Origin of the sequence: Pseudoalteromonas sp. SWXJ133 (assembly GCF_015864365.1) — a bacterium.
GTDB classification, from domain to species: domain Bacteria; phylum Pseudomonadota; class Gammaproteobacteria; order Enterobacterales; family Alteromonadaceae; genus Pseudoalteromonas; species Pseudoalteromonas arctica.
On sequence record NZ_JADYXJ010000016.1, the window covers coordinates 22,879 to 48,549 of the forward strand.

The 25,671-nt window shown below is 39.3% G+C and carries 20 protein-coding genes; 12 read left to right on the plus strand and 8 right to left on the minus strand.

The window, feature by feature from the left end; all coding sequences use genetic code 11:
- Positions 1 to 98: 98 nt before the first annotated feature.
- The 3 genes from I6F40_RS12635 to poxB all read right to left on the minus strand — a co-directional run bounded on the left by I6F40_RS12635 (position 99) and on the right by poxB (position 2,859).
- Positions 99 to 449, minus strand: a complete 351-nt coding sequence (locus I6F40_RS12635; RefSeq protein ID WP_331460308.1) for a hypothetical protein — start codon at positions 447 to 449, stop codon at positions 99 to 101.
- Positions 450 to 462: 13 nt separating this feature from the next.
- A complete protein-coding gene (locus tag I6F40_RS12640; RefSeq protein WP_166377401.1) occupies positions 463 to 936 on the minus strand; it encodes a hypothetical protein in 474 nt (157 codons plus the stop codon).
- Between the two features lie 198 nt (positions 937 to 1,134).
- Positions 1,135 to 2,859 (minus strand): ubiquinone-dependent pyruvate dehydrogenase, encoded by a 1,725-nt coding sequence (poxB, locus tag I6F40_RS12645; RefSeq protein ID WP_197193017.1) that lies wholly within the window; start codon positions 2,857 to 2,859, stop codon positions 1,135 to 1,137.
- Positions 2,860 to 3,179: 320 nt separating this feature from the next.
- On the opposite strand from poxB, the gene I6F40_RS12650 reads away from it, so the two are divergent.
- Both I6F40_RS12650 and I6F40_RS12655 read left to right on the plus strand, forming a co-directional pair.
- The gene (locus I6F40_RS12650; RefSeq protein WP_166377405.1) at positions 3,180 to 4,835 is read left to right on the plus strand and encodes an RluA family pseudouridine synthase; all 1,656 of its coding nucleotides are present in this window, start codon (positions 3,180 to 3,182) and stop codon (positions 4,833 to 4,835) included.
- Positions 4,836 to 5,013: 178 nt separating this feature from the next.
- Positions 5,014 to 6,933, plus strand: coding sequence for a tetratricopeptide repeat-containing diguanylate cyclase (locus I6F40_RS12655; RefSeq protein WP_197193018.1), 1,920 nt, complete (start codon positions 5,014 to 5,016; stop codon positions 6,931 to 6,933).
- Positions 6,934 to 6,969: 36 nt separating this feature from the next.
- Here the strand turns inward: I6F40_RS12655 and I6F40_RS12660 are convergent, their stop codons facing one another.
- Genes I6F40_RS12660 through I6F40_RS12670 form a run of 3 tightly spaced genes read right to left on the minus strand, consistent with a single transcriptional unit; the run spans position 6,970 to position 7,787 of the window.
- On the minus strand, positions 6,970 to 7,188 hold the full coding sequence (locus tag I6F40_RS12660; protein ID WP_007377212.1) for a DUF6500 family protein: 219 nt from the start codon (positions 7,186 to 7,188) through the stop codon (positions 6,970 to 6,972).
- 29 nt (positions 7,189 to 7,217) lie between these two features.
- The gene (locus tag I6F40_RS12665; RefSeq protein WP_165743755.1) at positions 7,218 to 7,472 is read right to left on the minus strand and encodes a hypothetical protein; all 255 of its coding nucleotides are present in this window, start codon (positions 7,470 to 7,472) and stop codon (positions 7,218 to 7,220) included.
- A gap of 27 nt (positions 7,473 to 7,499) precedes the next feature.
- A complete protein-coding gene (locus I6F40_RS12670; RefSeq protein WP_166377409.1) occupies positions 7,500 to 7,787 on the minus strand; it encodes a hypothetical protein in 288 nt (95 codons plus the stop codon).
- Between the two features lie 350 nt (positions 7,788 to 8,137).
- On the opposite strand from I6F40_RS12670, the gene I6F40_RS12675 reads away from it, so the two are divergent.
- A complete protein-coding gene (locus tag I6F40_RS12675) occupies positions 8,138 to 8,563 on the plus strand; it encodes a hemerythrin domain-containing protein (RefSeq protein WP_166377411.1) in 426 nt (141 codons plus the stop codon).
- Positions 8,564 to 8,685: 122 nt separating this feature from the next.
- On the opposite strand, the gene I6F40_RS12680 is transcribed toward I6F40_RS12675, so the two are convergent.
- Both I6F40_RS12680 and I6F40_RS12685 read right to left on the minus strand, forming a co-directional pair.
- Complete coding sequence (locus I6F40_RS12680) at positions 8,686 to 11,202, minus strand: plasma-membrane proton-efflux P-type ATPase (RefSeq protein ID WP_166377412.1); 2,517 nt, start codon at positions 11,200 to 11,202, stop codon at positions 8,686 to 8,688.
- 287 nt (positions 11,203 to 11,489) lie between these two features.
- On the minus strand, positions 11,490 to 11,903 hold the full coding sequence (locus I6F40_RS12685; RefSeq protein WP_166377413.1) for a hypothetical protein: 414 nt from the start codon (positions 11,901 to 11,903) through the stop codon (positions 11,490 to 11,492).
- 426 nt (positions 11,904 to 12,329) lie between these two features.
- Here I6F40_RS12685 and I6F40_RS12690 point away from each other — a divergent pair, with 426 nt between their 5' ends.
- The 9 genes from I6F40_RS12690 (at position 12,330) to I6F40_RS12730 (ending at position 25,484) form a co-directional block, all read left to right on the plus strand.
- Positions 12,330 to 14,690 carry a TonB-dependent receptor gene (locus tag I6F40_RS12690; protein WP_166377414.1) on the plus strand — a complete coding sequence of 787 codons (2,361 nt, stop codon included), beginning with the start codon at positions 12,330 to 12,332 and terminating at the stop codon, positions 14,688 to 14,690.
- Positions 14,691 to 14,700: 10 nt separating this feature from the next.
- Positions 14,701 to 16,854: an FAD-dependent oxidoreductase gene (locus tag I6F40_RS12695; RefSeq protein ID WP_166377415.1), complete on the plus strand. Its 2,154-nt coding sequence runs from the start codon at positions 14,701 to 14,703 to the stop codon at positions 16,852 to 16,854.
- Positions 16,855 to 16,856: 2 nt separating this feature from the next.
- Positions 16,857 to 17,675 carry a DUF547 domain-containing protein gene (locus I6F40_RS12700; protein WP_166377416.1) on the plus strand — a complete coding sequence of 273 codons (819 nt, stop codon included), beginning with the start codon at positions 16,857 to 16,859 and terminating at the stop codon, positions 17,673 to 17,675.
- Positions 17,662 to 18,996 (plus strand): ABC transporter substrate-binding protein, encoded by a 1,335-nt coding sequence (locus I6F40_RS12705; protein WP_166377417.1) that lies wholly within the window; start codon positions 17,662 to 17,664, stop codon positions 18,994 to 18,996. The genes I6F40_RS12700 and I6F40_RS12705 overlap by 14 nt, the downstream gene beginning before the upstream one ends.
- Positions 18,993 to 20,747, plus strand: coding sequence for an ABC transporter permease (locus tag I6F40_RS12710; RefSeq protein WP_166377418.1), 1,755 nt, complete (start codon positions 18,993 to 18,995; stop codon positions 20,745 to 20,747). The genes I6F40_RS12705 and I6F40_RS12710 overlap by 4 nt, the downstream gene beginning before the upstream one ends.
- Positions 20,748 to 20,802: 55 nt before the next feature.
- A complete protein-coding gene (locus I6F40_RS12715) occupies positions 20,803 to 21,441 on the plus strand; it encodes an ATP-binding cassette domain-containing protein (protein WP_002960109.1) in 639 nt (212 codons plus the stop codon).
- 32 nt (positions 21,442 to 21,473) lie between these two features.
- Positions 21,474 to 22,154: a CDP-alcohol phosphatidyltransferase family protein gene (locus I6F40_RS12720; protein ID WP_166377419.1), complete on the plus strand. Its 681-nt coding sequence runs from the start codon at positions 21,474 to 21,476 to the stop codon at positions 22,152 to 22,154.
- Positions 22,147 to 22,938 (plus strand): sterol desaturase family protein, encoded by a 792-nt coding sequence (locus I6F40_RS12725; protein WP_166377420.1) that lies wholly within the window; start codon positions 22,147 to 22,149, stop codon positions 22,936 to 22,938. Before I6F40_RS12720 ends, I6F40_RS12725 begins: the two co-directional genes overlap by 8 nt.
- A 419-nt stretch (positions 22,939 to 23,357) precedes the next feature.
- A complete protein-coding gene (locus I6F40_RS12730; protein WP_166377421.1) occupies positions 23,358 to 25,484 on the plus strand; it encodes a glycoside hydrolase family 16 protein in 2,127 nt (708 codons plus the stop codon).
- Positions 25,485 to 25,671: the final 187 nt, after the last annotated feature.

Genomic DNA, 25,671 nt, shown 5'->3' on the forward strand with positions numbered 1-25,671 from the left:
CGTAAATTCGCCTTGTTTTCACTAAAAATCTCTGGCTAGAGAAAATAAATTTAAATATCACTATGATTCAATACTTTAGTAAATCTCTTAACCAGAGTTCAGGTTAAATACAGATTTATGTCATCACTTGATGAATAGCAAAAATCATCCCAGTGACTACAAAAAATTAGCCAAGGAAGGGTTAATGCTATTTCTTGATCCCAGCAAATTGTTACTTTTTTTGAGTCATTCGCTAAGCCCTTTAACCATTGGCGTGTTAATTCACTCCCTTGTGTGGAGTCGAATCTTTTTGCACCAACAGGAAAGTTAAGGGGTGTGGCGGCAATTAATGCTCTTGCTTGATCTTCACTCAATGGGTTGAGTTTGTTTAAGGTATCTTTAGAAAAATTACCGTGGGACGCACTAATCCAGCGCCATGCTAAAGAAAAGTCTTCAATTTTAATCAACACTCTATACCTACTTTTACAAACACGTAGTGGACACTACAATACTATTACAACGTTCTAAATACCCTATTAATTCTGGGCCTTCGGGGTAATCAGAGCAATTGCCTATTATAAGGCCTGCAACTTTACCTGCGGGTTCTATTTCTACGTCCATGTATGATGCAAATACAGAGTTGTTTTTGGTTTTGGACCACGTAAAGTGATAATGAGTATTGTGTGTACTAAGAAATTTACGATCTGGTTTATTAAACTTACTGGTTGTTGCTGTCAGCAAAGTATTTTTGTTCTTAACAGTAATTTCAGCGCCGCTTATAGCCCAAGATAATGGCCACTCTCTTGTAACCTCCGTAGAAATTTCACATTCGCCAAGCACACTAACCTTATCTAAATCAGAAATTATATTTGCGTATTCATTGGTGCGTAAACTGTTTTGCTGAGCTTGAATAAGCCATAAAACAACTAGCGACAGTAAAACTGATTTCCATTTCATTATTGCTCCGCTCCTCTATGAAGCAGAGGCATTTTATGCGTATTTTTATTAATTTAATGATAAACCATATATGATTTTTTATTTTTGTTCAATTACTTACAAACAACCATCACTTATTAATGGTCGAGAATGACAGTGGGGATTATTACTTTGGCACTTCCCTATTGAGCAAAAATACTCAACAGGGAAGTAACTTAACTAGCGTGACCAGTTAGTTTTAGCAAGCTCTACAATTTCGTTTCCTTTGCCGTTTATCAACGCCTTCATCATGTAAACGCTAAAGCCTTTTGCTTGCTCTAATTTGATTTGCGGTGGCATTGAAAGCTCTTGTTTCGCGGTATCGACTTCTAAAACAACAGGTCCTGAGTGATTCATCATTTCGTTCATTGCCGATGGTAATTTTTCAGGGTCGTCCACATGAATCCCTTTTAATCCACAGGCCTCTGCAATTTTAGCAAAACTTGGGTTTTCTAAATCAGTATCGCTTGATAAAAACCCACTGGCTTTCATTTCCATAGCCACAAAACTAAGTGAGCGATTATTATAAACAATAATCTTTATTGGTAAATTAAGCTGCTTAAGCGAGATCAAATCGCCCATTAACATCGAAAAGCCACCATCACCACACATTGCAATTACTTGGCGGTCTCTATCAACAGATTGAACCCCCATTGCCTGCGACATCGCATTTGCCATAGAGCCATGATTAAACGAGCCAATTAAGCGACGCTTACCATTCATTGATAAATAACGCGCAGCCCACACTGTTGGCGTACCTACATCACAAGTAAAAACAGCATCGTCAGCCGCTTGCTCGTTGAGTAAACGCGTTAGGTATTGCGGGTGAATTAAATTTTGCGAGGTTTTTCCACTGGCTAGTTCATCGAGATCTTGTCGAGACTCTTTGTAGTTTTTAACACATTTTTGTAAGTGCGAACTTGTCCGCTCACCTTTAATATAATCAAGCAATGTGGTCACTGAATTTTTAGTATCCCCTAACACGCCACAGTCAATTTGCACGTGTCGCCCGAGTGACGCAGCCTGATTATCAATTTGCAATATGGTGGTATTTTCAGGATAAAAAGCACGATAAGGAAAACTAGTACCAATCATTAATAACGTATCGGCTTCTTGCATTGCATGATAGCCCGACGCAAAGCCAATAAATCCAGTCATACCAACATCATAAGGGTTATCGTATTCAATAAACTCTTTACCACGCATAGCATGCACAATTGGCGCTTGTAATTTTTCGGCTAGCGCAACAATTTCGTCGTGGGCATCCTTACAACCAGCACCACACAATAAGGTTACTTTTTTACTTTTATTAAGATGAGTCGCCATTGCTTCAATATCAGATAAAGCGGGGGTATACGTTGCTGGTTTTGGCACGTTCCATTTTGGCTTGATAGCTTTAGGCATATCTTTTAATGCAATGTCGCCAGGTAGCACAAGTACACTCACGCCTTTGTTTAATATTGCTTGTCGCATTGCGGTTTCTAGCAGGTACGGCATTTGCTTGGGGCTCGAAACCATTTCACAATACACACTGCATTCTTTAAATAATTCTTGCGGATGGGTTTCTTGAAAATAACTACTGCCAATTTCAGATGAAGGAATGTGTGCGGCAATAGCTAATACCGGTACATTATTACGCTGACAATCAAATAAGCCGTTAATTAAATGAAGATTACCTGGCCCGCAAGAACCCGCACACACTGCAAGCTCGCCTGATAAATGCGCTTCGCCGCCAGCTGCAAATGCTGCTACTTCTTCATGACGTGTGCCTAGCCATTCAATTGTTCCCATTTTTCGCAGGCTTTCACTAATGCCGTTAAGTGAATCGCCAGTTACTCCCCAAATGCGCTTTACGCCCGCTTGTTCGAGGGTTTTAGTAATAAAACTTGCGATACTTTGACTCATAATATAGAACTCCTAAATATTAAGTTATTCTGTAAATTGATTTTTTGCCTCTGATCTATCAAGTAAGTCATCGTTTCGAAATGCGCTCAATTATTGAGAATCGATAAGCTTAGGTATTTTGATAATGATAGATATATTACTACTGAGACTTTACTAACAAACGATACTCCTAGGTTTACTGCCCCCCATACTGATACATAAAACATGAATGTCCGCTTTAAAGTGTTTATGAATATGCGGGTGCGAGATTTTTAGTGGCTTAACTATGAATATGTTATTATGCGCTCAATTATTTTACTGAATGCTTTTCTCTTACTTCTATGTCAAATTCTGCTTTGTGCTTTACATTATTTTCTCAAAATATTGATTCTCTCGCGCTTCCTGAAAAGTTTACTTTCCCTTTTTATTACGAGCCGCAACCTTTAGCTGTAGCAGCCACAAAACAATTACAGCAACAACTTGAAACGTTAACGCATTTAAAAGCAGAAAATGCAGGTAAAATGTTTGGGGTTTTAGTGGTGCAAAATGCTAAGCAACAATTAGGCTTTTTAAGTGCTTATTCGGGGCAAATTGAAGGTGATAAAGGTAATATTAGCTTTGTGCCGCCTGTTTCTAGCATGCAGCTGCAAGACGATAGCTATTTGACTCAAAGTAAAATAATTAACGATATTAATGCTCAAATTGAGCAGTTAGAAAATAGTGAACAACTGCATGAAGTTAATAGCAAACTTGATGATGCAACACAGAGTTACCAGCAAGCACTATTAGCCCAACAGGCAGTAATGCAAGCCGGTCGCCAGCAACGAAAAATACAACGTACCGAAGGCGAATTAGAGCTTAGCGAAAGTGATTTTGAGCAGTTAAAAAATAAGCTTGCAGGGCAAAGTATCGTAGAAAAAAAGCAACTGCTGGCACTTAAAGCCTATTGGCAAAATATAATCGAGTCACTGCAGCAAACACACATCAATATTTCTGATGAAATTGCTCATTTAAAAAAGCGCCGTAAAACGCTTTCTAAAAGCTTACAAAAAAAGTTATTTGCGCAGTACCAATTTTTAAATGCAAATGGTGAAACTACAGACTTAAATGCCATATTTGCAGCATTACCTGAGCACACTCCTCCTTCGGGTGCTGGCGATTGTGCAGCGCCTAAATTATTACAATACGCCTATAAACATGACTTAAAGCCACTTGCTATGGCTGAATTTTGGTGGGGAGCTGCGCCTAAATCAGCAATTAGGCAGCATAAAAACTACTACCCTTCTTGTTACAGTAAATGCCAACCAATACTTGGGCACATGCTAAAGGGTTTAGATGTTGAAGATAACCCGCTACTTATCAACCCAGCTCAGGGTAAAGATTTAAGTATTGTTTATAAAGATGACGACTTACTTGTGGTAAATAAGCCCGCTGAGTTTTTATCAGTGCCTGGCGTTAATATTGATGACTCAGTTTATATGCGAATCAAGACGCAGTTTCCAGAGGCATCAGGCCCGCTAATTGTACACAGATTAGATATGTCGACTTCTGGGTTATTGATGATTGCACTTAATAAACGCGTGCACAAAGCACTGCAAAAGCAGTTTATTGAACGCACCATAGATAAACGTTATGTCGCATTAGTTAATGGTAACGTAGCTGAGGATAGCGGAGTAATTGATTTACCCTTAGTGCTCGACTTTGATGATAAACCGCGCCAAATGGTGTGTTACAAACATGGTAAGCCATCACTTACTACCTGGCAGGTTTTAGAGCGTAACAACAATATTACCCGATTACAGTTATACCCTAAAACAGGGCGAACTCATCAATTAAGAGTACATTGCGCGCACAGTTTAGGTTTAAACATACCAATTATAGGCGACACACATTACGGACAAAAAGCAGATAGATTACATTTACACGCTGAGTATTTAGCATTTACTCACCCAATTACACTTAAACGATTAGAGTTTGAAGTAGCTGCTGATTTTTAATAAAAACACATAGCCACAACGACTATATTATACAATGTGTTGGTTTTTATTAATTAAATTGATATCGTTTATGGTCTTATTTTTTCAATAATGAGTATAAAAAACTGTTCAAGCCCAAGTTTATTAAGCAATGTAGAAAAGTATTTCACTAATAAAAATAAGTCAGCAAAGGATTTACATGACTAACAATACACAAATAAAGGTTTTAGGTAATACTTTATGGGCAAAGTATATTGTTCTCCTTTTATTTTTACTTTTAAGTAAGCTTGCCTCAGCTAACGGCGACTCATTAAGTGCAACTTTACATGCGCTAGACTTTGGCACAACTCAAGTCCTGATCAACAACATAAAACTGAATGAATTAGACTATCTTCAAAATGAAGACAAACTCACTCAAGCGTTTAAAATAAGCAAAGAGCAAAATTGGGAAAACCTTCATCTAGAAGCGGCCGCTTTGTATGCGGAGTTACTTTTTAGACAAGAAAAATATGAAGCGTTAAACACACACTTATCCTATTACTTAAAGAACAAAGAGTTACCAAATCAAAAAAGTGTATATTTATTATTTCTCGAATCACAACTCAAGTCTCTAGCGAGGGAGCCAAACCCAGCTCCAGCACAAACGCTAGCCACAAAATTAGAAGAAAGCTTGCAACAGCATTCAACTAAAGAAAAAATCATTATTTTACGAGCACTTGCTTACTATTACACCGATACAGATTCATTGAAAAAGACCCTAAATGTTGCACTAGAGGGGTTAGAATTAGCATTAAAAGATGACGATTCAGCATCTCAAGGATACTTTTTTAGAAAAATAGCTGATGCATACAATTATCTAAACGAAAAAGACAAAGCCGTATATTATGCAAAAAAAGCGGTTGCGGCATATGAGCAAACACAAGATGGGCTTTTTACTGCAAAAGCATATTGGAGTTTAGGCAATATATTGCTTGAGATAGAAAAACCTAAAGATGCCTTAACATACCTAGACAAAGCATTGCTCTATTTTAAAAAAGCTAATATGCAAAAAGGCTTAACCTTTGCTCAGTACTCAATTGCTAGTATTGAGTACTTACAAGCAAACTACGATAAAGCTTTAACTTTAACTAAAGAAAATATTGAGCTTGCTCGTTCTGCAGGTGTTCACGACATGCAACTCGCATCGCTCATTTTGTTAGCTGACATATATATAAAACTAAATTTACTTGATCAAGCAAATGAAGCAAACGATGAGGTGTTTTTAAAATTAGATAAATTCAGCCGCAGTATTTATAAAGCCGATTTTTTAGGTAAACGCTATGAGCTAAAGCGACGCCTTAACTACACTGACGAGGCTTTTGAAGCAATTGAACAAAAGCTCCTTTATACAAAAAAACACTACGAAGCTACCAGTGAAAATAATATAAAAACACTACAGGTGCAGTTTGAAGTAAAAGAAAAAGAAGAAAAAATACAGCAACTAGAGTACGCAAAAGACATTAGTGAACTACAAGCTAAAGAAGAGTACCAACAAAAAATAATTTGGCGACTTAGCGCTGCTATTGCATTTATTTTAGTGATCGCTTCATTATTTTTATTTTATCGGCAAGCTCGACAACGTCAAAAATATCACGATATTTCATTAACAGATTATCTAACAAATTGCCCTAATCGCAGAGGAATAATGCGCGCAGCAGAAGCAAAGCTTGGTGAAGGTAAAATGACGATAGCAATTGTTGACTTAGACTACTTTAAAAAAGTTAACGACCATTTTGGTCACGATGTTGGAGATTTAGTTCTTATTGCCTTTGCAAAAGCTGCAAAAGAAACACTATGTAATGATCATCAGTTTGGTCGTTACGGCGGCGAAGAATGGTTATTTGCACTAAATACGGTTGATGAACGAATAATTCGCGATATATTTAACCGACTCGCCATTAGCTTCGCCGAGCATTGCAGTAATATAGAAGACTTTCCTACAGATACAAAAATCACCTTTAGTGCAGGGGCCTCTGTAAGTGGCCCTGTAAAAAGCACACTAGATGTTCTTATTAAGCATGCAGATAAATTACTTTATAAAGCAAAAGAAAACGGAAGAAACCAAGTCGTTGTTGATTAAATAAACACAGCTAAAAGTATTGGCTCATTTACTTGACTAAAGTCCATCTAAAACCATCTGTTTAATTTTATGTGCTTTTACAAAATGATCTAATTTATGGGTGTGTATCCACCAAGTAGCAGCTTCCATAAGTAGCTCTGGGTCGTCGTTTTTATTGGCAAAAAATGCATAAAAAGAAAGCCCTACATTTTCGCCTTTAGCTGCTATTTTTTTATCGCACACGGTAATTATTTTTGCTCTTAGTTCTTCCCTCATACATACCTTATTTAATTATATTTTTACTATTAAAATACGCCATTTAAAAAGCTAACGATTAGCTGTAAAAGGCTTCTATCAACCAAGCCATGATTCTCAAGCTCTTTATTAGGCGTATTTACTTTTGCAGCTTTGCATTCATTATCTAGTGTCTCATTTTTACGTGTATCGGTTTCGTATGCAATATCTGCTTGTTCCATACATTTTGCCGAGCCTGCATAAGGCTGCGCCGCACAAGCGCTTAGTAATAAAAAAAGTGAAATTGCTATCAACAATTGCTTCATAACTAATCCTATTTTTACGCAACTTATTTAATTTAAATTACAGCTGCAAGTTAGCCTATTTACTTTTCTACCACCATTACAAAAAAATTCAAAAAAGAACGTACCTATAGCATCAAAAAAAGTGTCATTTTTTTCATCCTTTTTAATTTGTGCGCTAATGCATTGATTATAAACTTCTGAGCTTGTTTGAGCGCCATTTCGATCAACCGTTTCGGCCTCTTCAATGCATAAGTTAGGGTCAGAACGTGGGGCTGTACTACAAGCACTTAGTAAAGCGCACAGCAATAATGCGGCGATGGGGCTTTTTATGTTCATCCTTAAACTATCCTATAAAGTTAACGTGCTACCTGCATTTATACCGATTGGTATTATATGTGGAAGTAATACATATAGATTGTACCTAAATAATGTTGCTACTTTATCACTGCAATAAAATAAACAACCAGTAAATATTTGTAAGGTTCTGTAGGAATTTATACTCACTTCTATAATTGAACTATGTAAAAGCCTGAAATTATTGCATTCATATCACTGTAAAATTTACAGTGATAGCAGCCTAAAAATAAAAAATCAAAATAAAAGCAATAAAATACATCAACTTAATATTTGGCATCTAGTTTGCTAGTTTTAGTGATATAAGCAAATAAATTGTAAAAGGATTAGTTATGAATATTTTTGAAGCACTACGTCATGACCATGACAAACAACGAGAATTAGTAGATGCGCTTATTCAAACGCACGGCGACACAGAGCAGCGCCACACGCTAATGGACGAGCTAAAAACAGAACTAGAACAACACGCAAAATTTGAAGAACGTTACTTTTACAATCCACTTATGTTTGATGACTTAACTCATGAAAAAGCGCGCCACAGCGTAGCTGAACATCACGAAATTGATGAATTAATTGAACAACTTGAAGATACCAAAATGAGCTCATCTGCATGGTTAGTTGCAGCTAAAAAGTTGCACCATTTAGTACATCATCATTTAAGTGAAGAAGAACACGAAGTATTTCAATTAGCAGGTAAAGCACTAACCGAAGGGCAAAAACAAAGCTTGGCAAAGCAGTATAACGATGCAATGCACTAATACTTTTTATTTGTGAGTAACTTTACTCACAAATAATTGAACCACCTTATATACACTCCCTTGTGTACTATTGGTTATAAGCCACTTGGCTTATAACCACTTTTTATATCTAAACCTATGCTCTAACTCTTCTCTAGTAAGGGTGCTTCTGTCGGATCAAAAATTCGATACGCCACTAGCTTTAAACCATCGTTAATAAAAAACCACACCAAAGCATATGCCCACACAGCAAGTGCCCATCCCCATCCTAGTGGGGTCATAAACACACCATAAACAGCAATAAGTGTTGCTATAACTTGCGTGCCAAATACAGCGACCATTAATATAGCAGACGGTTTAATAGACCAAAATGGACCTCGGGTACGCGCTAAAAATATAGTCAAATGCCCTGCTACAGAAAGTAATAAGTACATTAATGTTTGAAGATGAGGGCGGTCGAGTTCAAATACTTTATCGCCCAAGTAAAATAAACCAAAGGCTGCAATTGGTCCTACAATTCCCAGCACAGATGCAATACCCAAAACGAGCCGCATATTCCATGTTTCGGGCTTATTTTGATAATGCACATTGTCGTATGCAATAGACAAAATGGCGGCATCGTTAAGTAAAGCAAGCATTACAATCATGACTGCGGTTAACGGATAAAAGTTAAAAATTAATATCGCCATTGCCATAAAAAGTAGTACGCGCAGTGTTTCAGCAACCCTGTAAATAGCGTAACTGTTCATGCGTTGAAATATTTTTCGGCTTTCTTTAACTGCATCAATAATAACCGATAAGCCATCGGTCATTAACACAATTGATGCTGCTGAACGCGCTGCATCTGTAGCACCCGATACAGCAATACCACAATCAGCTTTTTTAAGTGCTGGCGCGTCATTTACGCCATCTCCTGTCATACCAACAATGTGCCCTCTATGCTGAAGCACATCAATAATATGGTATTTATGCTCAGGAAATACTTGTGCGAATCCGTCAGCGCTCTCGATAGAATCATCTAACTGTGTGGCTTGATGATGCTCAGTTGCACCAAACCCACTAGCATCAAGAATGTTTGTTCCTAAACCCAGTTTACTTGCAGTTTCGCGCGCAATGGCCACTTGGTCGCCCGTGACCATTTTAACGCTCATACCCATTTCTTTTGCATCGGCAATGGTTTGTATTGCTTCTTCACGCGGTGGATCAAAAAGCGGCAATACGCCTATAAATTGCCATTTACCTTGCTCGTCTGTTTTAGCAACCGCTAAAGAGCGAAACCCACGTGCTGCAAATTCATCTATCGATGCCTCAACTTGAGTTTTAACTACCTCAATATTAGCCGACAAAGCTAAAATAACCTGCGGTGCACCTTTGGTCACTTTAAACGCTTTACCATCAGCATTTTTAATTAATGCTTCAGTACGTTTGCTCACAGGATCAAATGGCTGAAAATGCTCTATATGATAAGAATCTAGATGCTGCTCAGCTTTTACGCTTTGTAATACAGCTAAGTCAATCGGATCGTTATTTTCTGAGCGAGATGCTAATGCCGCGTACAATATAACTTGCTCAGCAGAGCCTTTATTTATTGAGTTTTCGATATAAAACGGGTCACCTAACGTTAATAGGTTTTGTGTCAATGTGCCTGTTTTATCGGAACAAAGAATATCAACACCTGCTAGCTCTTCAATTGCAGCTAAACGTGTTACAACCACTTGCTTTTTAGCCAATAAACGAGCGCCTACAGCCATAGTAACTGATAGCACTGTTGGCATGGCGACTGGTATTGCCGCAACGGTTAATACGAGTGCAAACTGCAATGTGGTAATCATTGGATCATCGCGAAACAAAGCAACAATAACTATAAGCAGCACTAAAGCCGCAGCAAGCATTATTAAATAATTACCAATTTTAAGCACCGCACGCTGAAAATGACTTGCGGTTCGCTCCCCTTGCACTAACTGTGCTGTTTTACCAAAAAAGGTATTAGCGCCGGTTGCGTATACTATTGCCTCAATTTCACCTTGGCGAATAATAGAGCCCGAATAAACAGTTTCACCCGCCGACTTTACAACCGGTAACGACTCACCCGTAAGTGACGATTGATCGACTTCTACTGGATCACCATTTAGCAAACGCGCATCTGCAGGCACTATATCGCCCATCCGCATTCTAATAACATCACCCGGTACAAGTTCGCTGGCATTTAAATTTTGCCATTGAGTATCGCGGCGAACGCGTGCTTTGTTGGCTAATTTTGCTTTTAATGCAGCAATTGCATTACCCGCTTGATGCTCTTCCCAAAAGCCAACCAATACGTTGGACAACAATAATACAAGAATAATAAAAAAATCAGCCCAGTGCTTAGCAAGCGCCGATAAAATAATAGCAGCCTCGATCATCCACGGTATTGGTCCCCAAAAGTAAGATAAGAATTTGAGTAGTAGGTTTGTTTTTTCTTCAACTAGTTCGTTAGGTCCATATTGTGCCAATCTTTGTGTGGCATCAGTTTGGCTTAACCCGTTGGATGATGTTTTTAGCTTTGCTTGTAATTGTGCTAAATCGAGCTTACTCCATTCATCGCAATTTTGATTATGTGAAGACTTGTTTACTGAACGATTTGATGATTGATGCACTGACGAAATTTTGACCTTTTCCATACGAGCCTTCTATACAACATTGAGTTGAATAACTTGAGGTAATTAAAACCTACTAACCGTATAGCTAACATAAACTAAAGCTGTCGATATTGTTCTTACAAATATATTAACTTTGATCTAACGCAATATTTAAGATGAAATAATATAAAAAGGATTATTTTTAGAAGATGACAAAGAGATTGGATTATTAGAAGAAGTGCTCAAAGGCTATACATTGGGCTGAAATAGTAAATAACTCAGCCCAATGTATTTTTAGCTACAACCTTAAGGGTATAGCTATTGTTTTATTACTTTACAGTAAATTTCACGTCTTGGTCGCGTAATAAGTAAAGTGCAAAACACGCAGCCCACATTGGCCATGCAGTGAAGAATAATAAGTTGTTAAAGCCATCTATATACTGGTTGTACGAAGAAAGCGTTGATAAGCCATGCATTACAAAAATGATTCCGTAAGTTATGCGCTTTTTAATACCCGCTAAAAATGCCAATACTAATATAAGTTGTAGAGCACCGATAACATAAGCAACTATATCAGATGAGCCACTAATACCGTAAAAATGTTCAAAAATACGTGCGCTATGACCAGGGTTTACAAATTTATCGAACGTCCACATAACCATTACAATAAATACGCCTAAACGCAAAGATAAAAGTGACCATTGCAAACGGTTTTGCACATCAGAACTCATTGAACCTGTCATAAAATTTCCTTAAATGAATATTAATAAACGTTGAAGTAACCTAGACCGTATAAGTTATTTTTTATTTCAAAAAAATTTAATTATTTTAAATAAAAAAGTAATTAAGCCTTGTAGTAATAAAAGTGAAGCTTATTTTAGGAATTTTAAAATGCTGCGTAAAAGTTAACAATTTTAAAATGTTAGCAGGTGAAAAGTAGTCTATAATTAAAAAAGCCCATTAAAAGCAAATATTTACATTCACTCTAATACAATCGCTCTATTAATATTTTATCAACTAATAAAACAATAGTACTTAATTACCACCTTTATAATGCATCCGTTTTGTTATGTTCTAAAAAACAAAAAGAATCGAAATTTTACTGAAATTTATTTTTAATCCTTTCGGTCTTTATCGCCAACAACATTTTAACCGTAGAGAGAAAACGTTTGAAACACGCATATTTAGCACTTTCCCTAGCCACCATATTAAATACACCACTTAATGCTTTTGCAGCCGAAGAATCAAAAACAACAAAAGATGGCGCAATAGAACGCATTGAGGTGGCAGGCCAAGTTATTAAATCTCAAGGTCTTTCGGTTAAAAACGCCACTGTAGACGGCCCTTTTGGCGACAACTTAGCCCTACAAGATATAGCCCGCTCAGTCACACCAATTTCAAGCGAGTTAATAGAACAACTCAATATTACGACTTTACAAGATGTACTTGCCGTAAGCCCTAATACCTATTCAGCCAGTGGTTTTGGGGCACCCAGTTTACCTACTATTCGTGGGCAACTAGGTGAGCTTTTCCAAGATGGTACACGCCGCCAAGCAGGTAATAATGGCTTTGGCGTGCCGTTATCGTTCAACTCTATAGAACAGATAGACGTGGTAAAAGGCGCGCCGCCGGTATTATTTGGCTCAAGCCAACGCAACGGTGGTTTTGTAAACTTACATTCTAAAAAAGCATCAACTGACGAAAGTAAAGGCAAAGCAACTGTATCTGCAGGTCGATGGGATCAGTACAGTGTTTTAGTAGATTACAGCGCACCGATTGTAAAAGACAAGGTAGGTTTTAGAGTCAGTGCTGAGCACATTGACAACGGCAGCTACTACGACTTTTCAGGCACAAAGAGCGACAGCTTATTTGCATCATTACGCGTATTACCCGATGACAAGAGCAGCTGGGATATTAACTTTGAGTTATATCAAGTTGAATTTACCGATAACGCAGGTATTAACCGCCCTACTCAAGCGCTAATAGATAATGGCCTTTATATTACCGGCCAAGGCGTGCAAGCAAATGGCAGCACAGTACCGGCAGCAGGTTCAATAATCTCACCAACTGGGCAAGTAAAAATAGATCGCAGTACAGTGCTTACCGATCCTGATAATCAAAACGAAGCCACTACTTATTTATTACACAGCATTTATAAGCGTGAACTTTCAAACAATGCATCAATAAAAAACATTACGTATTTTCAGCACTTACAACGCGAAGAAATTGCACAAAATAGCTTTGTTGAAATTATAGATGGTGCCGATACCGCGCAAAACCGTACCGAGCTTACCTATCTTTGGAATAGCGACCAGCAAACAATTTTTGCATTTGATGTGCGTTATAACCGCGTATTAGGCTACAGCCAATTTACAACAGAAGCCGACTTACCTATTGATTTAACAGGCCCAATTTCAAATCGCCGCATTCCTTTAACTGATGTACAACAAGCGCGTTTAATTGAAATTAGCCCAGGTGTATTTGTATCCCCTGGTGGTCAATATGATATTAATAATGACGGCAGTGGCGACTTTAACTTATCAGACACTACCGATTCGCGTTCATGGCAAACAGGCTTTGCTATTCAGCAAGATTCTGATTGGACAGATAAGTTTCATACAAGCGTTGGCTACCGCATTGATTTTTATGACGTAGACGCGCACGACCAAATAGCGCCAGAGGGTGAAATTGCAGCTCGCGATAGCATTAACGATAAGCTACATTCTGGGCAAATAAGCTTTAACTACCGATTAAACGGTGATTACACCACTTATGGTGCAGCAAGTTACAACGAAGCCACATCAAATAGCATGGCTGGCGGCACGTCTCTTGGTGGCGACAACACGATTAGCGCGCAAAACTTTTCAACCGAAAATACTTTAGTTGAATTTGGTTTAAAATACGCACCCACCGACAGTGATTGGTACGCCGATGGAGCAGTATTCAGCCAACGTCGTAGTTTACGTAATCGCGATGGTAGCAATACCGGGATTCGTACTACCGGCTTTGAAAGCCAAGTATTTTATGATGCTTACCCTTATTGGCTAAGTGCTGGCTACAGCTATATTGATGCTCGCTACGATAATTCTGCAAGTAGCCAAGATTCAGCTCAAGTAGCCGATGCATTTGACAACTCACGTCCAGATATTATTGAAGGTACCAGTGTTGGCGCACCTAGCTTTACCGCTTTTGCACCTTCAAACACCCGTGTACAGGGTATCCCTGAGCAATCGTTCAGCTTTAACGGAAATTATTCAATTAATTCGAAATGGCAAACGGGTTTTTCAGGTCTATATACAAAGAGTTACCCATTAGACTTTTTGGCGACAGTAAAAATTCGTGATCAGTACACACTAAACGTAAATACTAGCTATGCTTTTACGCCTAGTACCAAGTTACGATTAGATGTGAACAACGTAACGAATCAAAAAAACTGGCGCCCAGTATTTGAAGGCGGTTACTTTGGCGCAACTTTAGCTTTTCCTGAGTTGCCAATTAACGCCAAGCTTACGCTGACCCATAATTTTTAAGAGAGAGAACATGATTAAAAAAATATTTTTATTATTGATTGCAGCGGCCGCCGTCGGCCTGTTCTTTCATTTTGACTTACACCATTTACTTACACTTGATGGCCTAAAAGGGTCGATGGATCAATTTAGTCAATATAAAGAGCAGTCACCATTACTAGTTATTGGTGGGTTCTTTTTACTATACGTAGTAGTAACTGCTCTCTCTTTACCAGGCGCCGCTATTTTAACACTGGCCGCAGGTGCACTGTTTGGCTTAGTTGAAGGCTTATTGGTTGCATCTTTTGCCTCAACTATTGGCGCAACACTTGCCTTTTTAGTATCGCGTTACTTACTACGTGACACTATTAAACAACGTTTTCCTGAGCGCTTAGCCGCCATTGATGCAGGCGTTGAAAAAGAAGGTGGATTTTACTTATTTACCCTTCGTTTAGTGCCGGTGTTTCCGTTCTTTTTAATTAACTTACTAATGGGTGTTACTTCAATAAAGTCATGGACTTACTACTGGGTAAGCCAAGCAGGTATGCTCGCCGGTACATTTGTATTTGTTAACGCAGGTACACAACTGGCGCAAATAGAGAGCTTATCTGGAATTTTATCATTCAACTTAATCTTATCATTCGCTTTATTGGGCATTTTCCCTTTCATTGCTAAAGGAATTTTAAACGTGTTTAAAAAACGTCGTGTATACAAAAACTACACTAAACCTAAAAAATTCGACCGTAACATGATTGTAATTGGCGCAGGCGCAGGTGGTTTGGTAACAAGTTATATTGCTGCTGCTGTTAAAGCAAAAGTAACCCTTATTGAAGCGGGCGAAATGGGCGGCGACTGTTTAAACTATGGTTGTGTTCCAAGTAAAGCAGTCATTAAAAGCGCTAAAATTGCAGAGCAAATTCGCCACGGTGAAAACTACGGCTTAGAAAACGCAACACCACAGTTTTCGTTCAAAAAAGTAATGGCACGTGTACATAAAGTTATTGCCGATGTAGCACCACACGACAGTGTTGAGCGTTACACAGACTTAGGCGTAGATGTAGTAAAAGGTTACGGTAAATTAATAGACCCGTGGACTGTAGAAATTAAACTTAACGACGGTGGCACGCAAACACTCACCGCTCGTACTATTGTGATTGCCACTGGCGCACGCCCATTTGTACCGCCACTACCTGGTATTGAAGAAACAGGTTATGTAACAAGCGATACATTGTGGAATAAATTTGCAGAATTAGATGAGGCACCTAAAAAACTTGTAGTACTAGGTGGCGGTCCAATTGGTAGCGAATTAGCACAAAGCTTTGCACGTTTAGGTTCAAGTGTTACGCAAATTGAAATGAGCGAACGCATCATGATCAAAGAAGATCTTGAAGTGTCTACTTTTGCTCACGAAGCGTTAACCGAAAGTGGCGTTAATATTTTAACATCGCACCAAGCACTTCGTTGTGAAACGCGCGATGGTAAAAAATATATTGTTGTTAAACATAACGACAAAGAAATAGATATTGAATACGACGAGCTATTATGTGCTGTTGGTCGAAGTGCGCGCCTTAAAGGTTACGGTCTTGAAGAGCTAGGCATTGAAACAAACCGCACAGTAGTAACTAACGAATACCTAGAAACACTGTACCCAAATATTTTTGCAGCAGGCGATATTGTAGGTCCATACCAATTTACACATGTGGCAGCCCATCAAGGTTGGTACGCAGCGGTAAATGGCTTATTTGGTCACCTTAAAAAGTTTAAAGTAGATTACCGTGTTATTCCGTGGACTACGTTTATTGACCCAGAAGTTGCACGTGTTGGCTTAAACGAGCAAGACGCAAAAGACAAAGGCATAGATTACGAAATTACTCGTTTTGAATTTGAAGAGCTAGACCGTGCAATTACCGACAGCGCTACAAAAGGCTTTATTAAAGTGATTACACCCAAAGGCAAAGATAAAATATTGGGCGTTACCGTGGTATCTGAACACGCTGGCGATTTAATTGCTGAGTTTGTACTGGCAATGAAACACGGCTTAGGTCTTAACAAAATACTCGGTACTATACACAGCTACCCTACTTGGGCTGAAGGTAACAAATACGCAGCAGGTGAGTGGAAACGCGCTCATGCACCTGAAAAAGTGCTTAACTTGCTTGAAAAATACCACACTTGGCGTAGAGGTTAATTATGTTTAAAACACCTCTAAAAGCATTGCTACTTGGTTCGGCTTTAGTTGTAACATCGTTTGCAACATCATTTTCGGCCCAAGCCCAAAACATGCACGATAGCTGGAATGCATTGTTAAATAAGCATGTTGTCGCTATTAACCATAATCACAGTACTGAGGTTGATTACGCTGCCATAAAACATGAGCATGCACAGCTAAAAACGTATTTAGATTCGTTAACGGCTGTAACGCAAAGCGAATTTGACGCATGGGAAAAGCCTAAGCAACTCGCTTTTTTGATCAATGCTTATAATGCGTGGACTGTTGAACTTATATTGACTAAGTACCCTGATATTAAGTCAATTAAAGACTTAGGGAGCTTTTTTAGCTCACCATGGAGTAAAGAGTTTGTGCCATTACTTGGCAAAACTCGCAGCCTTGATGATATAGAACATGGTTTAATACGTGGCAGCGGTAAATACAACGACCCACGCATTCACTTTGCAGTAAATTGCGCGAGTATTGGTTGCCCAGCGCTTCGAGAAGAAGCGTATACAGCCACTGATTTAGAAAGCCAATTGCAAGAGCAAACAGTGCGCTTTTTATCAGATATGACACGTAATATGGCTCAAGAAAATACGCTAAGCGTGTCTTCAATATTTAAATGGTACGGCGATGACTTTGAAAAAGGTTTTAGAGGTACAAACACGCTACAGCAGTTTTTCTTGCAATACAGCGATGCTCTTAAACTGATACCCGCTCAGCAAAAAGTACTTAAAAATGATGACATGAAAGTTAAATTTTTAGACTATAACTGGGATTTAAATGTTCGCCATTAAGTTTTGGCAAACACAGGCGCGATACAGCTTTTGCTGTGTCGCGTTTTGCGTTTGTACAATCGCAAATTTAGCTGTTTTTTCGAGCACTGCGTTTGCTAATACCGTTATTAACTCAAATAGTAAAAGTAATTTAGTAATAAACACACAACAGGGATCTCGCTGGCAACAAGTTCAAACACTTGGTAGCAATCAAGATGTATACTTTTATGCATGGGGTGGCGACGCGCAAATAAATGCTTATATTCAATGGGCAGCGCAGCAAGTTAAAACTAAGTACAACATTAACTTAGTGCATGTAAAATTAAGTGACACCAGCGAAGCAGTAAGTCGTGTACTTGCCGAAAAATCAGCAAACAATAACAACCAAGGCAGCGTAGATTTAATGTGGATCAACGGGGCTAACTTTGCCACCATGAGTGAGCACTCTCTGCTTTTAAAGCAATGGGCGAGTAAACTTCCCTACTTTGCATTAACCGATCCGGCTAATAACCCTGCTGTAACCTTTGATTTTGGTTTACCTACCAATGGGATGGAGGCTCCATGGGGGCAAGCGTCACTTACGTTTTATTACGACAGCATTGCAATAAATGGTAATGCAAACAATAAATTGCCGACGACATTAAACGAATTATTAAACTGGAGCGCACAAAACCCTGGTCGCTTTAGTTACCCAAAGCCGCCTGACTTTTTAGGTATGAGCTTTTTAAAATACGCCTTAGTTGTACTGCATCAGCAAAGCAGCGAAAATATTAAAGCGCAGCTAAACCAACCAGCTACAACTAAGAATACGGCGCAAGTGTTAAACCCACTGTGGGACTTTTTAGATAAACTACACCCAACGCTTTGGCGTGGTGGCACTCATTTTATGCAAAGTGGTGCTCAAATGCGCCGCCTTGTGGACGATACAGAGTTGAGTTTAGCCTTTACTTTTTCAGCACCTGAAGTACCAGCTGCTGTAAAACGCTATGATTTACCAAACAGCATTCGCAGTTACGCAATGAGTGATGGCAGTTTAAGTAATACCCATTTTGTGGCAATCCCTTACAATGCAAGCCACCAGCAAAGTGCGCAATTAGTGGCTAATTTTTTACTCAGCCCTGAAGCGCAAGCTCAAAAGCAAAAAGCGCATATATGGGGCGATAAAAGCGTACTTATTCAATCAACGTTAACGCCTGATCAGCAAGCCTTATTTAAAACAGCTAAACCGCATCCAAGTGCACTGCCTTTAAACAGTATTAAACGCACATTGAGCGAACCTCATCCAAGCTGGGTAAACGCCATTATGCAAGGTTGGCAAACGCGCTACGGGGTCAGTCAATGAATGTTATTTCAAATAAAGTGGTAACAAACCTTGAACCTAAAACGCATAAAAGCACCGATATGTTTACGCGCATTGTAAAATTTAGCCCGCGATTTTTACTCGCTTTACTTATACTACCCGTACTTGGTGGCTTAATTAGCGTATTGCTGCCTGCCTTTGGTTATGCGCCCGTACTTGAGCAAACAACGTTTAGCTTGCAAGGTTTTAATGCCCTTTGGCAAACACCTGGCCTTACTCAAATGGTTACCTTAAGCGTTGCAACGGGCTTAATAAGTACTCTGCTTGCATTTATCATTACCTTAATGATTTTAGCTGCGTTTTTTAATAGCCCGTGGCTTAACCGAATTCAGCGTTTATTGAGCCCTATATTAGTGATACCTCATGCTGCAGCCGCTATTGCGGTGGGGTTTTTAATTGCCCCTTCAGGTATGATTTCACGCTTAGCGTCGCCTTGGTTAAGCGGCTGGGAACTTGCGCCAAACGGTATGTTTCCGCATGATTCGTTCGGTATTAGTATTATTTTAGGCTTAACACTCAAAGAGCTTCCCTTTTTATTATTAATGGCACTGGGCGTACTTGCTCAACCTGAGCTTGGCAAAAAATTACGCCAACAACATAAGGTTGCGCTTAACTTGGGTTATTGCCCAATGACCGCCTTTTTTAAAGTAATACTGCCAAGTCTTTATCCGCTACTGCGTTTGCCGCTTTTAGCAGTGCTTGCCTATGCAAGCGCAAGTGTAGAAATGCCTCTTATATTAGGCCCAAATACACCACCCACGTTGGCAGTTGCAATAATGCATTGGTTTAACGATGTTGATTTAAACCTGCGTATTAAAGCCTCAGCAGGTGCTTTATTACAACTGGCTGTTACAGGCGGTTTGTTAGCCCTTTGGCTTGGCGCAGAAAAGGCCGTAAAAGTGCTATTTAGCGACTCTCTCACTAATGGAGTGCGCGAATACGGCGGATTTTATTGGCAAAAAATAACGGTCGTACTCACCACATTAGTAATTAGCTTTATACTGTTGTCACTTATTGGTTTAGTTACGTGGTCGGTTGCAGGTTTTTGGCGCTTTCCAGATGCAATGCCTGAGCAATTTACACTACTGCATTTTAAAAGTGCGCTAATGCAAATGGGCAGTCCGCTTTTTAATACGCTAGCAATCGGTTTAGTAACCACACTATTTGCCATTATTCTTACTTTATTGTGTTTAGAATCAGAGCAGTTGAGTGACAAACCTATTTCTCGTTTTACCAGTTTAATTATTTACTTACCGTTATTAGTACCCAGTATTGCCTTTTTGTTTGGGCTAGTATGGATACAACAATTGGTAAATAACCAAGCCGCATTTTTTAATGTGGTACTTACGCATTTACTGTTTGTGTTGCCTTATGTGTTTTTGTCACTTGCGAGCAGTTATAGGCGCTTAGATCCTCGTTTTGCTCATGTTGCAGCAAGCCTAGGCGCAGCGCCATGCAAGGTGTTTTTTAAAGTAAAACTACCTCAGTTGTTTGCCCCTATTTTAATTGCAGCCGCACTGGGCTTAGCAATTAGTTTTGGACAATACCTCCCCACGCTTTTAGCTGGCGGCGGGCGCATAGCCACAATAACAACCGAAGCCGTTACGCTTGCCAATGGCGCAAGCAGACGCACCAGTGCCGTGTACGCTATTATGCAAATGGCGTTGCCACTTATTGGATTTATACTGGCATGGGGTTTACCTAAATATTTTTTCAAAAGTGCACGTGTTTAAACGTGCACATATTTAAAGCACCCATGTTTAACACTATCAGGGTTAAGGTTTTTTAATGCAGTCATCGTTACAGATTAAAAATTGTCAGCTTTATCGCCAAAATGAGCTGTTACTTAGCTTAAACGAGCAAGTTAATGGCGGTGAAATTCTGACTATTATGGGCCCATCAGGCAGTGGTAAATCAAGCTTATTAAATTGGCTTACGGGTACTTTACCAAGTAGCTTTAAGGCCAATGGTGAGGTGTGGCTTAATGGTCAAAATATCGATAACACCCCTCCACACTTGCGCCATATTGGAGTGCTTTATCAAGACGCTTTATTGTTTTCGCATTTAACTGTTGCTGGTAACATTGCCTTTGCAATGCCCAAAGGCAATAAAAAACAACGTCTTGAAAAAATAGAACACGCGCTTGAACAAGTAGGTCTTAAAGATATGGGTAATCGTCACCCCGATAACTTATCGGGTGGGCAACAAGCCCGTGTTGCATTATTACGTATGCTGCTGAGCGAACCTAAAGCCATTTTACTCGACGAACCCTTTAGCAAACTCGACACCCAACTGCGTGTTGATACACGCGAACTCGTGTTTAGCCAAATACGCGATCATAAGCTACCAGCAATTATGGTTACTCATGACCATAGCGACGCCGACGCTGCAAATGGCAAACTCATTACTTTAAATAGCGCACTTTAATTCGTGGCTTTAATACGCATAAGGCAACAAACATGCTAGACAAATTTATCACCCCTATAATTAAGCCACTTTTAACACCTGTGGTTATGCTTATACATAAACGCGGCATAACTGCCGATCAGCTAACCGTTGTAGGCTTTTTAGTTGGCTTATTAGCCGTGCCATTACTGGCGTTTGAAATGTGGTACGGCGCATTAGTTGCCATTGCTTTAAATCGAATTTTAGATGGGCTTGATGGCGCATTAGCACGCTATGCAAATCAAAGTTCAAGCGCGGGTGGCTTTTTAGATATCACACTCGACTTTTTATTTTATGCGGCTATTCCGCTTGGCTTTATTTTGGCAAACCCTGAGCAAAACGCGATAGCGGGATCGTTATTACTTGCCACTTTTATTGGTACGGGCTCAAGCTTTTTAGCTTTTGCGATTGCCGCCGAAAAATTTAAACTCGAAAAACCGCAATTTAAATACAAAAGCTTTTACTACTTAAACGGCTTAACCGAAGGCACTGAAACAATAGCGCTATTTATTGCATTTTGTATTTGGCCGCAGCACTTTGCGGTTATGGCGAGCATTTTCGCTATTGCGTGCGGCATAACTATTTTTACCCGTATACATGGCGGTTATCACACGCTTAAGCAACAAGAAGCCGATGCTAACAAAGCAGCTGAAAACGTGCCTAGCAGTGCAAATTCTGAGGTAATAAATGACTAATGAAGTATGGTGGCGACTCGGCTGCTTTTTTAGCATTTTAATTATAATGATGCTGCTTGAATGGCAAAAGCCTGCTCGCCAAGCGCCTATTAAAAGCAGTACACGTTGGTTTGCTAATTTTGGATTAGTGTTTGCTTCATCAGTTATTGCGCGCTTAGTGGTCCCTATTGGGTTAACCGCCGTGGCACTTTACAATCAAGAGCACGGCATTGGCTTATTTAATCAAATAGCCCTACCAAGCAGTTTAATTATTATATTGAGCATACTTTTACTCGATATATTAATTTATTGGCAGCATAGATTATTTCATCAAGTGCCTATTTTATGGCGCTTGCACCGTGTACACCACGCCGATGCACATGTTGATACAAGTACGGGCTTGCGCTTTCACCCTATCGAAATTGTACTGAGCATACTTATAAAACTCATTGCAGTAACAGCTCTTGGCGTACCTGCCATTGCGGTACTTATTTTTGAAATAGCACTTAATGGTTTAGCACTATTTAATCATGCAAATATACGCCTACCTAATGCTATTGAAAAACCACTGCGTTTAATATTAATGACGCAAATATTGCATCGAATTCACCATAGCCAAGTGGTTAGTGAAACTAACTCAAACTATGGTTTTAGTGTAATTTGGTGGGATAAATTATTTGGTAGCTACAAAGGTAAAGCTAAAAAAACCGACGCAGATATAAATATTGGCTTAAAAGAATACCCAAGCCAAAAGCAAAATGCCTCGCTTTGGGGATTACTTTCAATGCCTTTTAAAAACAAGTAAAAACAAGCATATTTTATCTCATACAATACCAATCCACTTAAAATTACTTTTATGTAGATTGGTATAAACAAAATACTCTTTAAATACTATAAATATACCTGTCACTAACCTTTTAATTGTTAAGTCCTTTCCTACTTTTTGACGTAAAAAATATTCCGTTCTTGCTCCCATCAAAAAACACAAACAACGTAACCATTTGTATAAAATGCAATTTATGTACAGTCTCAAATTGGTAAACTGGTCTTACCGTAAACTAATTGTAAATAAAATAAACAAATATGTTGACCATTTGCGTACTCCACAATATCATTTGTAAGCGCTTACAAAACACAATCTAAAATGTAAGCGCTTACAGCATGAAAAACAAAGCTCAAAAAACAATTAATCTGACAATAATCTGTTGAAACCGGGGTTCAGTTATGAACATTGAAACAACGCACATTACACGTTTACTTGCCGCTATCTCTTTAGTTACGTTAGCTGGCTGTGGTGGTGACTCTGCCACTAAATCAAATTTTGAAAATGTAGATGCCTCTGAACCAGTATCAGATTGGCAAATGGTTTGGAGCGACGAGTTTGAAGGCTCAGCCATTGATACAAACAAATGGAACTATGAATTAAACTGCGATGGCGGTGGTAACAACGAGAAACAGTGTTACACCGACAGCGAGCAAAATGCATTTATTGCAGACGGTGTGTTAAACATTGTTGCCCTCCCCGCGACAGAAGGTGCAGAAAAACCGTATACCTCAGCGCGCTTAAATACGCGTTACAACGCCGACTTTACATATGGTCGCTTTGAAGTGCGCGCCAAACTTCCAGCAGGACAAGGTAGCTGGCCAGCATTTTGGATGCTGCCAACTGATGAAGTTTACGGCACTTGGCCTCGTTCTGGTGAAATAGATGTTTTAGAATCAGTAAACCTTAAAACACCAGATGAAGACGGCGGTATAGAGTCAAGCATCCACGGCACCCTTCATTACGGACGTGCATGGCCAGATAATAGCTACACAGGACAAGAATATAAATTCCCTGAAAATACTAATCCGGCAGATGATTTCCACACGTATGCTGTTGAATGGCAAGAAGGTGAAATTCGCTGGTACGTAGATGGTTACCTTTATGCAACCCAGCGTCAATCTGAGGTTTTATACAATTCCAAAAATGAGCCTGCGGGCTTAAAACATCGTGGTTGGTTTGCAGAATACTTCGAGCAAGGTTCTGGCGAACTTACAACGCATTGGGATAGCGCACCATTTGATAAAGATTTTCACTTATTGCTAAACCTAGCAGTAGGCGGCGACTGGCCTGAAAACGTTAATGATTTAGGTGTAGACGCTAGCGCATTTGAAAACGGCCAAACCTTTGCTATTGATTACGTACGTGTTTATCAATGTGCATCAAACCCTGATACAGGTAAAGGTTGTGAAACTATTCGCCCAGGTTACGATAGCTTAAACGATGCCTTACTTGAGGGTGATGCACCAGTACCTATAGCTGGAGGAGTTACTCCATTAACCATATTTGGTGATTCTTTTAATATTAATTGGCCCGCATGGGATTGTTGCGGAGGTTCAACTCCTGCAGTAGTTGTTGATGAACAGCAAGGTAATACAGTTGAATTTAGTGTTGGTGAAAACCCAACTGTAAACGGTTTTATTTCAAGAGCGGCAAACATTACTGATGAAGCTGGTGTAGCCTCCCCTTTTGATGCTACGCCCCTGTTAGCACAAGGGTATTTTCAATTTAAAATGAAAGTAACTAGCGCACCTGCTGATGCAAACTCTACATGGGTTGTTAAGCTTGAAAGCGCAGGAGATGCCCCTACTGCAGCCGAATTGCCTATTACCCAAAGCGTTGAAGGTATTGCGCCTGTTGTAGGTCAATGGCAAACATACACATTTAAATTAACCGATCTTGTTGCAGCAAACTTAGATATTAGTGCTATTGATGTAGTTATGATTTTCCCTGCATGGGGCACTGGTAATGGTGCTGTTTATAGAGTTGATGATGTAAAAATAACTCAAGATTTCCCAGAACTTGATGTGTTCTCTGATACCCAAAATCTTGATTGGCCAATGTGGGACTGCTGTAGCGGCTCTACACCCGTGGAAGTAATGGATGATGAAGAGCATGGTATAACAGCAGAATTTACAATAAATGATACGCCTACCGTAATGGGCTTTAATAGCCGCACATCTGTTGGTGGAAGTGGCGAGACATTTGATGCAAGCGCTATCATAACGGTTGGTCAAATTACGTTTGATATGAAAGTTACGAGTATGCCAAGCACACCCGATGCTCCATGGTTTTTCAAAGTTGAGTCAAACGAAGGTGACTCTTATGTAGAGCTTGCACTTACTGAAAGTGTTGAAGGCATTGCCCCTGTTTTAAACGAATGGCAAACATATACTTATACACTTTCTGACTTATCGGCTGCCGGTTTAGATGTAAGTGCGATAGATGTATTGATGATTTTTCCTAATTGGGGCCAAGGTGCTGGCGCAGTATACCGTGTTGATAATGTGACAATTTCAAACCCATAATTAAGATTTCACTGACAAAATTCTAGGTGTTTATACCAATTGCATTAAACAAGAGACCTATTATAGCGCTAAGAAAATAGCACAATAACAAGGCGAAAATTGTGACATATAGCTGTTCTATATGAATCATTTTTAACGCAGTTAGTGAGTTATTTAATGCGATAAAATGATCATGTTTTTAATAAAA